Below are 12,445 nucleotides of genomic sequence, written 5' to 3'. Positions count from 1 at the left end.
CTATGAATATTATCATAACTGGAGGGGCGGGTTTTCTCGGAACCCTACTTGCCAAATCACTACTAAAAGAAAACAAAGCTGAAAGTATTACTATTGTCGACATTCAAAAGTCGCGCTTAGAGGGCATTGATGACCGAGTCGTTTCTTTAGTCATGGATATGACAAAGCGAGAAAATATAGACCAAGTTATTACTGCCGAAACGACACACATTTTTCATTTAGCGGCAATTGTATCGAGCCATGCTGAGCAAGATTTTGATTTAGGCGTAGCTGTAAATCTGACGACCACACAGTTATTGCTTGAGCGTTGCCGTAAAGTAAACCCTAATATTCGTTTTACGTTTGCTTCATCTTTAGCTGTATTTGGTGGTGATCTTCCGGAAACGATTACACCAATAACAGCACTTCATCCTCAGTCATCCTACGGGACGCAAAAAGCTATAGGTGAGTTATTGGTGAACGACTATGCCCGTAAAGGCTTTGTTAAAGCTGTATCCGTACGTTTACCGACTATTTGTATTCGCCCTGGGAAACCAAACCTTGCCGCTAGCTCTTTCGTAAGCGGAATTATTCGTGAGCCTTTGAATGCTCAAGAATCAAATTGTCCTGTAGACCCTACGCTAAAACTTTGGATATCGAGCTCGTCTAGAGTGGTGGACAATATTCAATATGCAGGGCTAATGCCTTATGAGCAGTTAAATAATCTGTCCTATAGAACGCTTAATTTACCTGGTATTCAAACTACACCAGCTGAGATGATTCAAACAATGGACACTCTAATGGGTAAACAACTTTCTAATTATATTACCTATGAGCATGATGCGGGTATTGATCGTATTGTGAGTAGTTGGCCACAAAAAATTGATTGTACTAAAGAACTGGAGCTTGGATTTAAAGCAGACAGTAATTTCAAGGATGTATTACAACAATTTATTTCTGTTAACAATATGGAGATCGTCTAATGTTACCAACCTCAGTAATTGGACTAATAGTAGCCGTATCAGTCCTTGTTTTTCTTGTATTACGTACAAAAGTACATGTGTTAATTGCGATGTTAATTGCGGCATGTATCGCAGGTATTATTGGTGGGTTAAGTGTTGACGACACGATTGCGACCGTTAGCAAAGGATTTGGTGGAACATTAGGCGGTATAGGGATTGTCATCGGTCTCGGCGTTATGATGGGGGCTATTTTAGAGGCTTCTGGAGCAGGAGAAAGTATTGCCTATAATTTTATAAAGTGGTTAGGAAAAAAGAAAGAAGAGGCCGCTCTTGCTGTAACTGGCTATATTGTTAGCATCCCAATCTTTGTGGATAGCGCGCTTATCATTCTTTATCCAATAGCGAAGTCTTTGTCAAAAACGTCCAATCGCTCGATTTTAACGCTTACGGTTGCTCTGGCGGGCGGCTTGGTCGTAGCGCATCACGCTATTCCGCCGACTCCAGGGCCTTTGGGAGTTGCTGGTATCTTTGGTGTCGATCTTGCCAGCATGTTAGGTTTTGGTTTGATGATCGCAGCGCCTTGTGTCATGGGTATTGTTTGGTATGCAAGATGGTTAGAAAAGCAGTTTCCTGAATTCATTCCAACCGAACATTTCTCGAAGTCTAGTGAGCAACTGATTAATGATCACAAAGAGTACATTGCAAGTAAAGAAGCGAAAGACCTACCATCTTTAAGTAAATCTATCGCTCCAATTATTATCCCAATTTTACTTATACTTGCGAAATCAGTGATGGGTTTATTAGAGGGGACTTTCGGTTTCGAAGGGCTGACTGCAACAACATTTGGTCAATTTATCGCTTTTATCGGCAGCCCTACTATTGCACTATCAATAGCGACGTTATTAGCGGTTTACACATTGGGTAATAACCTTACCAAAGAAGAAGCGAATGAAAAGATGGAACAAGGAATCTCCACTTGTGGCATCATTTTGTTAGTAACAGGAGCTGGTGGCGCGTTAGGTGCCGTATTGCGTGAAACGGGTGCGGGCGCAGAGATTGCTAACCAAGTTGCAGGGCTTCCTATTTCTGCGGTTATGATTCCATTTATCATTGCGACGTTAGTTCGTATTATTCAGGGCTCTGGTACAGTCTCCATGATAACCGCTGCTTCTATATCTGCCCCAGTTTTAGTGAATATTCCTGACGTTAACCTTTTATTCGCAGCGACGGCAGCTACGATGGGATCTCTATTTGCTGGCTACTTTAATGACTCGCTATTCCATATTGTTAATCGATTAATGGGGGTGACTGAGGTTAAGAAACAACTCATTATTTGGACTATTCCAACAACAATTGCTTGGGCTATTGGTGGTTCATTAGTCATGATTCTTAACTTATTCTTCGGATCTCATGGTTCAATCTTTGATCCTGTGTTACCACTTGCTGTACTTTTGGGGTGTGTTGCATTTACAAAATCTTACAGCGCTAAGCACGTCGAATTACAAGAGGTATAAAGGTTTACTTGTACTCTTCCATAAAGTAAAAACCTATCACAATATGTATTTTTATCAGATGGTTTAGAGATTGTTAATAATATGAACGGCCCTATGTTTGGGCCGTTTTAGTTCTTATAAATAAACTATTTAACTTGAACCGATATAGGTTCCATTTTCAACTTAATCAATATGAAATGGAATTGTTATTTCCCGCTTAGTAAGCGATTACATATAAAGGATATATTCGAGTGTAACCCTAGTGACTTTACTCTAGCGAAGTAGGGTTACTTTATATAAGAGTCCAGTACTTTTAATACGACTTCCATATCTTTTTCACGTTGAGTTTTGTCTTCCTCAAGTACAACGTGCTCAAGTAAGTGACCTTTAATTACTTCTCGCATCAAACCATTTACTGCTCCCCGAATAGCGGCAATCTGCTGCAACACATCTTGGCATTCATGCTCTTCTTCCAGCATTTTTTTAAGTCCATTCACCTGACCCTGTATTTTACTGACTCGAGTGTTGAGCTTCTTTTGATCTCTGGTTGTATGCGACATGTCTTATCTTCTTTAAGTTACGGGCCGAGTTATTCTAACTGATAATGTAGCACTCAATTTATACTGGGGGGTAGTATTTAATACTAGGGGGGAGTATAGTTTGCGATAAATTAGAATCAACAACAGAGAACAACAATGGATTTTGTCGCGTTACTACAACAAGGTAATGGGTGGTTCTTTATTCCCAGTGCCATTTTGCTTGGCGCTTTGCATGGTTTAGAACCTGGGCACTCTAAAACGATGATGGCGGCGTTCATTGTCGCTGTGAAAGGAACGGTCAAACAAGCCGTGATGCTGGGTTTAGCTGCCACACTTTCTCACACTGCAATTGTATGGTTAATCGCTGTTGGCGGGATGTATATTAGCCAGAAATTCACCGCTGAAGCGGCTGAACCATGGATGCAACTTATCTCTGGGGTCATTATCGTGACAACCGGCGTATGGATGTTTTGGCGGACATGGAGCGATGAGCGAGCTTGGAACAAAGCTCAGGATCATGCTCGCGACTGGACGACGCAAGTTGTGGATACAGGACATGGGCATGTTTCGCTTTCGATTACAGAGGAAGGGGAACATCACCGTTTCCAGTTGCGAACACTCAGCGGTAAACCTTTAACTGCTGAAGGTATCAAGGTTTCGGTATCGAGTGATGGTTATCAACCTGCTGATATTTATCACTTTATAGAGCGTGATGGATACTTGGAATCGGCGTCTTGCATTGAAGTCTCTAATGGACTTTCTGTCACTTTGAGCATCGGGCACCATGATCATACCCATGACTTTGATGTACATTTTCGTCCTGGTTCTCATTTAGAAAGCGAAGATAAGGAATATCAAGATGCTCACGAACGCGCTCACGCTTTAGACATTCAAAAACGCTTTGAGAATCGAGACGTGACGAATGGGCAAATTCTGCTGTTTGGATTAACGGGTGGTTTGATTCCATGCCCTGCTGCGGTAACGGTTTTGCTTATCTGTTTGCAGCTTAAGGCAATGACTCTTGGTGCGACTTTAGTTGTGTCATTCAGTATTGGCTTAGCCTTGACTCTGGTTGCAGTTGGCGTTGTGGCAGCAGTGGGCGTGCAAAAAGCGACATCTAAATGGAGCGGTTTGAATGATGTTGCACGTCGAGCTCCTTACTTATCGGGCGTCTTGATCAGTGCAGTTGGTTTATACATGGGTATGCATGGATACATATCGCTGACGAGTTAAACTCTGTGATAAAGACTCTTTTCCTTTCTTTTTGTATGGGTAATGGCTTCATGCCTTGGTTTGCATGTTTTGCTGCCGATTCTTGATTGAGAATCACTCGATCCGACATCGCTGCCATATCTACAAACCAAGTCATTCTCGCTTCACCAAGCATCTCGGATTACAACCGCTGCAATTGTGGCTCTAATATCTGAACCTGAGATACTAAATGATAAAACGGGAGCACTGACCACAGCGCTCCCGACGGCAAAACGCTAATTAGAACTCTTTTCTTTAATGTTCGATACCAATTTGGTCGCATAGTTAAATTTAACTATGCAAACGTTTCCTTTTGCGTACTCGTCCCTTCGCCAAACCTCGTAGAAATGTGACGTTTTGAAGACTTTTTTTCCTTCTGTCTAAAGTAATCGGGAACCAAGCAGATACATAGTTATAAAGTTATGTCTTGCTCTGCCAAACAGACCCAAAATGCAGTTTGGTTGGTTTTGGAGAAGAAAGGCTTAGCGCTCGATTAATGAGCATCAATTGAATTGTATTGAGACAATTATAATGAAAAGAATCATCTTATTAGCAGTCTGCGCCATGTTTGGTATTGCTGTCGTGGCGAGTATGGCATCAACGTACCTAATTTCGAGTCAGAAAATCGATGACATCATCTTAAACAAATCCCAAGTTCAAGCTGAGTTTCTAGCGGGAAATGCGAGTTATATTTTGGAGAACTCAGCCAATCCAATGCAAGATTTACAATCGCTTGTTGAGGGGCTGAAACAACGTTCAGACGTGAGTTATGCCGTTGTAATTGATCGTAACGTGACGGCAGTAGCCCACAGTGATAAGCACAAGCTGAACAAAACCTATAACGATGAATATACTGTTGAAGGCGCGACGAGAGGTGTTCAACAGTACTCAAAGTGGTATGCCGATGTACAGAAAGTATGGGTGTTTGACATCATGGCACCAATTTATGTGGATGGTCAGTTATACGGTACTTTTGATATTGGTATTCCCATTACCGAAGTGAGCCAAGCGACGAATGGAATTATTACTTACCAGTTGATCTCTATGGTGGCGATCTTCGTTATGTGTGTTTTGATTCTGTCACTTCTGCTAAATAAACTGATGAGACCGCTTTCTGCGCTTAAAGACGCTCTACAAGACATCTCAAAAGGAGACGGAGACTTAACCGTTCGTTTGCCAGCGAAAGGTAATGACGAAGTCGCGCAAATTTCTTCTGCTTTCAACGTTTTTGTTGGGAAAGTACATGAGATTATTACACAAGTTGTAAATACTGGTGTGGAGCTTAATAGTTCAGCTGTCGCTTTGCGTGGGCAATCTCAACAAGCGCTCACAAGAGGGCAAGAGCAGAACGAGCAAACCATGCTGGTTGTCACATCCATGAACGAAATGATTGCGACGGTCAATGAAATTGCCTCCAATGCTGCTGGAGCGGCAAATGCTGCGAGTGCAGCAAGTAATGAAGCGCAAGATGGCTACACGACGCTAGAAAGAACCAAAACGGCGATGACTAATCTTGAAAACGAGATGAACAGCACTTCCAACATTATCGTGAGTCTTGCTGAAAATACTCAGTCGATTGGTAGTATTCTAGAGGTGATTAGAGGTATTTCGGAGCAAACCAATCTATTGGCTCTCAATGCGGCTATCGAAGCTGCACGCGCTGGTGATGCCGGCCGAGGTTTTGCAGTCGTAGCTGATGAAGTTCGCAACCTAGCGACTAAAACGGCTCATTCTACCGATGAAATTGACAATATGATTCACCAGCTACAAACTGAAGCTCAAAGTGCGGTGAATTCAATGAGTAATAGTAAGACTCTTATTGAAGAAGGAACGGCAGAAACTGAGTTAGCTCGACAGGCTTTAGAAGCAATAGCTGCACAAGTGACGACTATTTCAGATATCAATACTCAAGTAGCAACCGCAACAGAACAGCAATCAACGGTAGCAAACGAAATTAATATGAACATGGATACCGTCAGCCACTCAGTGAAAAGTGCGCTAACAGCGAGTGAGCAACTAGAAGAATCAAGTCAACAACTCGCGGAGCTATCGCGAACACTCGATCGTCACGTAGGAGCGTTTAGAATCTAAACGCCAACTGACCCTCTTTAATAAAAGCCAGTAAATGTTAATTGCTGGCTTTTTTATTTGAAAAAATCGAGTCTCAAATCGCTTAGCGGTGTTTGTCCTTTCTAGACGATAAAACAGAATACGATAAATTAGTTGAGTAAAGCTTAGCTAGGCGTTAAGTTTTGCGTTTTGCTTTAAATGTTCAACAAACATAGATATTTTCTTAGCTACATGTTTTCTAGACGAGTAAAAGGCGTAAAGCACTAAATCCTCAGGTTCGAACTCTAGAGTGACGATTTCTAGCTCACCATTTTTGATCTCATTTTGGCATGACTCAATTGGCAATATTGCGTATCCAAGCCCTGATAACGCGCCATATCTGGCGAGATGACCGCTGTTTACTTTGAATGAAGATTGCACAGTTTGAGTAATATGGCCCCCAGCAGGGTTTCTGAATACCCATGGTGCACCATTTACTGCGGTAAGCGTCGTGATGCAGGGAACATGACTTAGATCCGTAATTTTGTAAGGGGTGGCGTATTTCTCAATTAATTGAGGCGCGGCTAAAATGGCACTGGGCCAGCGTTTTATCTCTCTCACCACCCAGTTACTGTCTGACAAAGTCCCTCTATGAAAACTCAAAATGACATCAAAGCTGTCAATAACATCATCTTTAGGGTTTAGCGTTGTATCGCAAGACAAAGAGATTGACGGGTATTGCGTGCAAAAGGTGACAACCGCTTTGGCCAGTACAGGTGTGTCTGGCATAAGAATTCGCAGTTCCCCTGTTACCGTGTGCGAGTGGCGCGTTACAGTTTCTAGTGCGGCGTTGAGTTGCTCCAATAACGGACGAGTGCTGCTATAGAGCTCTTCTCCAGCCTCGGTAGGCGTCATTCGCCTTGTTGTTCTATTGAACAACCTAATGTTTAACTTTTCTTCAAGCAGGGCAATGTGTCGGCTGATATTTGATGTTGGTATATTCAAACACTCAGCGGCTCGCTTAAAGCTGTTGTTCTCATAAACACAGTGAAAACTTTTTAACCAGATTTGGTCAACGTTATCAAACATTTCATTATCCCACTTTATTGGATTATCAAGCCAGCATATCGCACTTTATCCCTGTACTAAGTTACATACAATTTTATTTACAAGTTTAAGCGAACAAACAACGAGATATCGCGCTAGAACGTAATCAATAGTGGTGAATTTATGAGCTGGTTAGAACGGTTATTTGAGAATAAAAATATAATAGGTTCGCGCAAAGCGTCTATCCCTGAGGGCGTTTGGACAAAGTGTCCTGAGTGTGAACAAATACTTTATCGTGCCTCGTTAAAAGAAAATTTGGAAGTATGCCCTAAATGCTCATATCACATGAGAATGGCTGCGCGTCAAAGGTTGATCTCTTTTCTGGACCATGGAACACAACAAGAGTTGGCAAGTGAGTTGGAGCCACAAGATATTTTGGGTTTTAAAGACTTAAAGCGATATAAAGAGCGAATTGCTTTAGCACAGAAAACGACTGGAGAAAAAGATGCGTTGGTGGTGATGGAGGGCAAGTTATTGGGGCTGCCTGTTGTTGCGTGTGCATTCGAATTCTCTTTCATGGCAGGCTCGATGGGCGCAGTGGTTGGCGAGAAGTTTGTCCGAGCAGTTGAAAGCGCAATTAATACAAAGTCTGGGTTAGTATGTTTTTCCGCTTGCGGAGGGGCGCGCATGCAAGAGTCTTTGGTGGCACTCATGCAAATGTCAAAAACCAGCGCCGCGTTAAACCACTTATCTGAGCACAGATTACCCTATATCTCAGTATTGACGGACCAAACTTATGGTGGCGTCTCGGCGAGTTTAGCCATGTTAGGAGACATCAATATTGGTGAACCTAAAGCAAGTATTGGCTTTGCGGGAAGACGGGTCATTGAGCAAACGGTACGTGAAAAGCTACCAGACGAGTTTCAGCGAAGTGAATTTTTACTAGCGCATGGTGCGCTAGATATGATTGTCGATAGACGTGAAATGCGCGATCGCGTTGGCCGCTTACTGGCTAAGTTAACCAACGCGAGGGTGGTCTCAGAATAGGTTGTATTAAAGTTAGACTTAGTACTTGCGTTTATTGAGCCGTAATCATTACAAACCGTTCATTTTGCCCCCATCTTGGTTCCGCATTCATTAGGCTGAGATCCAACGCCGTTTGGTATGGGTCAACAGCAAAATGGTCGCTTACTAACCCCCAGAGCATCCAGTTGATTGCGGTTTCATTCTCGGTAAGCTCTTCGAGTGGCGCTTGGAGGAAAAAGTACTCATCTTCGCCATCGTAACCGAGCCGATCATAGATAATGTTGCGTAGCTCTCGATCCAAATCATGTTGGAGGTTGATTGAGTCGTACAGTTGCTCTTCTGTTGGGCCATTCTCATGGTGATAAACATTGCGTTTTGACTCTTTGTGTAAAGTACCTGCGCCAGTTTCAATGCTTACTTTCTTTTGCGAGTGTTGCTCAAGAACTTGAATGATTTCATCCTCTAGTTGATCGAGTTTACTCAGCAAAACTTGATTGTTTATGCCACCAGCGGGGGAGGCCATCTTTTGGAAGGCTTTCACTCTCTCGTAGACTGCTTTCCCGTGAGGAAGGGCTGCAAAACACTGTTCTTGGAGCGCTTCATTGGCTTGCCAAATGCCCGAGTAGAGCTCGTAATCATGTGTATATGGTGGAAGCTCTTCAGTATCTTCCCCTAATAATTCTCGCCAGCGCTTTTGCCACTGTTCTTCTTTTGCGTGTTTTACACGCGCGTATTGCTTAACCCAGCGGTTACGAAGTTTTACCCCAAAAATGGCAAGTCCCCATGGAGCGAGCAAATAAAAATAATAGTGAGAAGAGTTATCCCAAAAGTAACCGTAAACGTAAACACCAAAAGCAAGCACCCAAGTTCCAATAGTACAAGCAATAACCCCGGACATTATTGATGATTGGCGCTTTGTTTCTCTTAATGTATTACCTTCAGCACATAACCAAAAAATGCCGCCAAAAACAAAGGCAAACGTTGTCATGAAGTAGGCAATCCCCGCTCCCAAAAATCCCCAAAGTGACATGTATTATCCCTAGCCAAATATCTGCTTTATTTACTCATCAATGACTGGAGGAGTAAATGTGTTTGATTTGGCGGAGAATTTACCATTAATGCCAACCTTTTGATATGCACTCTATGACTTATTGGGAATGAGTCACAAATAAAAATAGATGGTATCAAGCATCAAAATTTAATTTAGAACCTTTGATTGTCGTGAACTCTATCTGGAAGAGTTAAGGGGGGCGTTTAAGGGCAATTTTCCTCATAAAGTCGTTATTTAGAAAAAGGTAAATTAATGTTTTTATTGATAATTGTGAGTTTTTTTGGAGTGGGATTGCTCCCATTTAATTAGAGTAAAAGACCTATTTTTGGGAGCGGTTTCATAAATTTTATGACACTGATTTCACTGTTTGAGCTGTAAAGAATATAAACCCCCACTCAATGTATGTTAATAATCAATGAGTGTTGTTATGTCTCATATCCGTTTTTTCCCGCGCCATCGTTTGGCGCTTGCTTGTATGCTAGCGAGTGTGTCTGGCTTCTCTTTTGCACAAAATCAGTGTGCTGTTGCTGATTTACAACAATCGCGAGATCTGGCTACTGCCGTTTCTGGTGCTGAATATGATTGCTACCACGCTTGGTTTTCAGCACCTTCAGAAACGCTGAATGATATCTATAGTGAAGCGAGCCTAAGCCGTATCCAAGTCGCGCTGGATCAAGAAATCGCTCGCTATCGTGGTGAAGTAGATCAAGCTCGTATTCTAGAGAACCTAGGCGAATTTATTCGAGCGGCCTACTACGTTCGCTACAACGCTGGTACTGGTACACCTGAGTTTTCGCAAGCGTTGAGTCAGCGTTTTGCTCAGTCGACGAACCTATTCCTAAACAACCCTCATGCTTTGGATCAAGGTCGTGAACAAGTTGGTGCAATGAAGAGCCTGACTTTGATGGTTGATAACGTTAAGCAGTTGCCGCTGACCATGGATAGCATGATGGCCGCGTTGATGCACTTTAATCGTGAAACCGCGCAGGACACGCAATGGGTTGATGGTTTAAACAACTTGTTCCGCTCTATGGCAGGCCATGCGGCGAACGATGCGTTCTACCGATACATGGCAAACAATACACACCATATTGATACGTTGGTGAAATTCGCATCTGATAATGCTTGGGCATTAGATACGGATGCAAGCTTTATCGTTTTCAATGCATTACGTGAAACTGGTCGTTTGCTCGCGAGCCCAGATCAGGAGACCAAACGCAAAGCATTGGCAGTAATGCAACAGGTGATGCAGCGTTATCCACTGGGTAGTGAGCATGACAAACTATGGCTTGCTGCCGTTGAAATGATGAGCTACTACGCACCAGAAGGCCTAAATGGTCTGAATATTGAGCAAGCCAAGCAAGATTTAGCTGCACGTGTAATGCCAAATCGTTTTGAATGTCAGGGACCTGCCATTATTCGCTCTGAAGATCTGACCGATGCTCAAGCAGCGAAAGCGTGTGAAGTGCTAGCGGCAAAAGAAGCCGACTTCCATCGAGTTGCGAATACGGGTAATCAACCTGTCGCTGATGATTTGAATGATCGTGTTGAAGTGGCGGTATTCGCGAGTAACGCTAGTTACGTTGATTACTCTTCATTCCTATTTGGTAATACAACGGACAACGGTGGTCAGTACCTAGAAGGTGACCCTTCAAAAGCGGAAAATACTGCGCGTTTCGTCGCTTATCGCTACGCGAATGGTGAAGATCTCTCTATCTTGAACCTAGAACATGAATACACGCACTATTTAGATGCACGATTTAACCAATACGGTTCGTTCAGCGATAACTTGGCTCATGGTCATATTGTTTGGTGGCTAGAAGGTTTTGCTGAATACATGCATTACAAGCAAGGTTACCAAGCTGCGATTGAGCTGATTGCAGATGGTAAACTGAGCCTTTCCACTGTGTTTGATACCACGTACTCTCACGATACCAATCGTATCTATCGTTGGGGTTATCTAGCTGTTCGATTCATGTTAGAAAATCATCCACAAGACGTCGAAAGCTTGTTGGCATTGTCGCGCTCTGGCCAGTTCGAACAATGGGCACAGCAGGTGACGTCTTTAGGTCAACAATACGATGCTGAGTTTGAACGTTGGTTGGACACATTAAAAGTGGAACCTGAGCAACCTGATACAGACCCAGAAGAACCAACAGAACCAACAAGCCCTGAAGCAAAAGTGACTGAATTGACGGCGAACCAAAGCCTTCAGCTCAGTGGCGAAGCATACAGCGAAAAACTGTTCTACGTTGATGTTCCAGCCAACACCGTTAACTTCAATGTATCTATTGAGGGTGCGGGTGATGCGGATCTTTACATGAGCTACAACAAAGTCGCGCATTACTATGATTTCGAAATGAGTCAATATGCTGATGGCAGCAATGAAGAGATTGTGTTTGAACCAAAGCAAGATGGTTACGTTAAAGCGGGTCGTTACTACATCAGCTTAACTGGACGTGATAGCTATGACTCAGTGAATCTTGTGGCTGCGTTAGAAGTGGAAGCGCAAACACCGCCAACCCAAGTGCAAGATGATTTAGCACCTGTGGTATTAGAGTCTGGTGAAGCCAAAATGCTTACCGTTCACAAGCAGCGTTATGCAGCAGTTTATGTGCCTGAAGGTGTTGAAGAGGTTCGTGTATGGCTAACGGCTCACTCTCAAACTGGTAATGTCGATCTATACGCGAGTAGGGAACATTGGCCTACAGTAGAGCAGCACGAGTATGCGTCCAACTATGCAGGCAGCAATGAATACCTTGCGATTCCTGTTACTGAAGCAGGGTACGTGTACTTCGCTCTTCAGGCTCCAGAGCAAGGTGATGACGTTGAAATGCTAGTGCACTTCAACTAAACAGGTTCGATTAGCTAAAGTCGAGATAAAACGTCGCTGATACAGCGACGTTTTTGTTTATATCGGACACGATTATAAACAAACAGCGGCGAATGCTAGTTAATCGGCTGATCTATCGAGTTATCAGTTGCCCTTTTTCTAAACGGCTTTAGGTTTGTATTGCAATTTACCGCGCACATAAACTTTTTTAGCGA

General features: G+C 43.0%; 9 protein-coding genes. 6 read left to right on the top strand and 3 right to left on the bottom strand.

Annotated elements, in window-relative coordinates:
• Window positions 1-2 precede the first annotated feature (2 nt).
• Together denD and MTF70_RS04095 are read left to right on the top strand one after the other, a co-directional pair.
• Window positions 3-962, top strand: coding sequence for a D-erythronate dehydrogenase (gene denD, locus MTF70_RS04100; RefSeq protein WP_042521548.1), 960 nt, complete (start codon window positions 3-5; stop codon window positions 960-962).
• Window positions 962-2,455, top strand: a complete 1,494-nt coding sequence (locus MTF70_RS04095; RefSeq protein ID WP_005375369.1) for an SLC13 family permease — start codon at window positions 962-964, stop codon at window positions 2,453-2,455. The genes denD and MTF70_RS04095 overlap by 1 nt, the downstream gene beginning before the upstream one ends.
• A 266-nt stretch (window positions 2,456-2,721) precedes the next feature.
• On the opposite strand, the gene rcnR is transcribed toward MTF70_RS04095, so the two are convergent.
• Window positions 2,722-2,994 (bottom strand): Ni(II)/Co(II)-binding transcriptional repressor RcnR, encoded by a 273-nt coding sequence (rcnR, locus tag MTF70_RS04090; RefSeq protein WP_005375370.1) that lies wholly within the window; start codon window positions 2,992-2,994, stop codon window positions 2,722-2,724.
• A 135-nt stretch (window positions 2,995-3,129) separates the two neighbouring features.
• Between rcnR and MTF70_RS04085 the strand changes: the two genes are divergently transcribed.
• A complete protein-coding gene (locus tag MTF70_RS04085; RefSeq protein ID WP_042521547.1) occupies window positions 3,130-4,206 on the top strand; it encodes a nickel/cobalt efflux protein RcnA in 1,077 nt (358 codons plus the stop codon).
• Window positions 4,207-4,755: 549 nt separating this feature from the next.
• Window positions 4,756-6,315: a methyl-accepting chemotaxis protein gene (locus tag MTF70_RS04080; RefSeq protein ID WP_017635256.1), complete on the top strand. Its 1,560-nt coding sequence runs from the start codon at window positions 4,756-4,758 to the stop codon at window positions 6,313-6,315.
• Window positions 6,316-6,462: 147 nt separating this feature from the next.
• On the opposite strand, the gene MTF70_RS04075 is transcribed toward MTF70_RS04080, so the two are convergent.
• Complete coding sequence (locus MTF70_RS04075; protein WP_205461288.1) at window positions 6,463-7,362, bottom strand: LysR family transcriptional regulator; 900 nt, start codon at window positions 7,360-7,362, stop codon at window positions 6,463-6,465.
• Window positions 7,363-7,503: 141 nt separating this feature from the next.
• Between MTF70_RS04075 and accD the strand changes: the two genes are divergently transcribed.
• The gene (gene accD, locus MTF70_RS04070) at window positions 7,504-8,367 is read left to right on the top strand and encodes an acetyl-CoA carboxylase, carboxyltransferase subunit beta (protein ID WP_025768502.1); all 864 of its coding nucleotides are present in this window, start codon (window positions 7,504-7,506) and stop codon (window positions 8,365-8,367) included.
• 31 nt (window positions 8,368-8,398) lie between these two features.
• On the opposite strand, the gene MTF70_RS04065 is transcribed toward accD, so the two are convergent.
• The gene (locus tag MTF70_RS04065) at window positions 8,399-9,376 is read right to left on the bottom strand and encodes a hypothetical protein (RefSeq protein ID WP_205461290.1); all 978 of its coding nucleotides are present in this window, start codon (window positions 9,374-9,376) and stop codon (window positions 8,399-8,401) included.
• Window positions 9,377-9,824: 448 nt separating this feature from the next.
• Between MTF70_RS04065 and MTF70_RS04060 the strand changes: the two genes are divergently transcribed.
• Window positions 9,825-12,251 carry a M9 family metallopeptidase gene (locus MTF70_RS04060; protein WP_025768500.1) on the top strand — a complete coding sequence of 809 codons (2,427 nt, stop codon included), beginning with the start codon at window positions 9,825-9,827 and terminating at the stop codon, window positions 12,249-12,251.
• The last annotated feature ends 194 nt before the right edge of the window (window positions 12,252-12,445 follow it).

This window comes from Vibrio sp. 2CM40D, from assembly GCF_023161825.1.
GTDB classification, from domain to species: domain Bacteria; phylum Pseudomonadota; class Gammaproteobacteria; order Enterobacterales; family Vibrionaceae; genus Vibrio; species Vibrio alginolyticus.
This window is presented reverse-complemented; position numbering and strand designations above follow the sequence as displayed.

What these genes read in the sequence shown, in the direction of transcription:
- MTF70_RS04075 (WP_205461288.1), bottom strand. Translation starts at nt 7,362, where the DNA reads ATGTTTGATAACGTTGACCAAATCTGGTTAAAAAGTTTTCACTGTGTT.
- denD (WP_042521548.1), top strand. Translation starts at nt 3, where the DNA reads ATGAATATTATCATAACTGGAGGGGCGGGTTTTCTCGGAACCCTACTT.
- MTF70_RS04080 (WP_017635256.1), top strand. Translation starts at nt 4,756, where the DNA reads ATGAAAAGAATCATCTTATTAGCAGTCTGCGCCATGTTTGGTATTGCT.
- rcnR (WP_005375370.1), bottom strand. Translation starts at nt 2,994, where the DNA reads ATGTCGCATACAACCAGAGATCAAAAGAAGCTCAACACTCGAGTCAGT.
- MTF70_RS04060 (WP_025768500.1), top strand. Translation starts at nt 9,825, where the DNA reads ATGTCTCATATCCGTTTTTTCCCGCGCCATCGTTTGGCGCTTGCTTGT.
- MTF70_RS04085 (WP_042521547.1), top strand. Translation starts at nt 3,130, where the DNA reads ATGGATTTTGTCGCGTTACTACAACAAGGTAATGGGTGGTTCTTTATT.
- MTF70_RS04095 (WP_005375369.1), top strand. Translation starts at nt 962, where the DNA reads ATGTTACCAACCTCAGTAATTGGACTAATAGTAGCCGTATCAGTCCTT.
- accD (WP_025768502.1), top strand. Translation starts at nt 7,504, where the DNA reads ATGAGCTGGTTAGAACGGTTATTTGAGAATAAAAATATAATAGGTTCG.
- MTF70_RS04065 (WP_205461290.1), bottom strand. Translation starts at nt 9,376, where the DNA reads ATGTCACTTTGGGGATTTTTGGGAGCGGGGATTGCCTACTTCATGACA.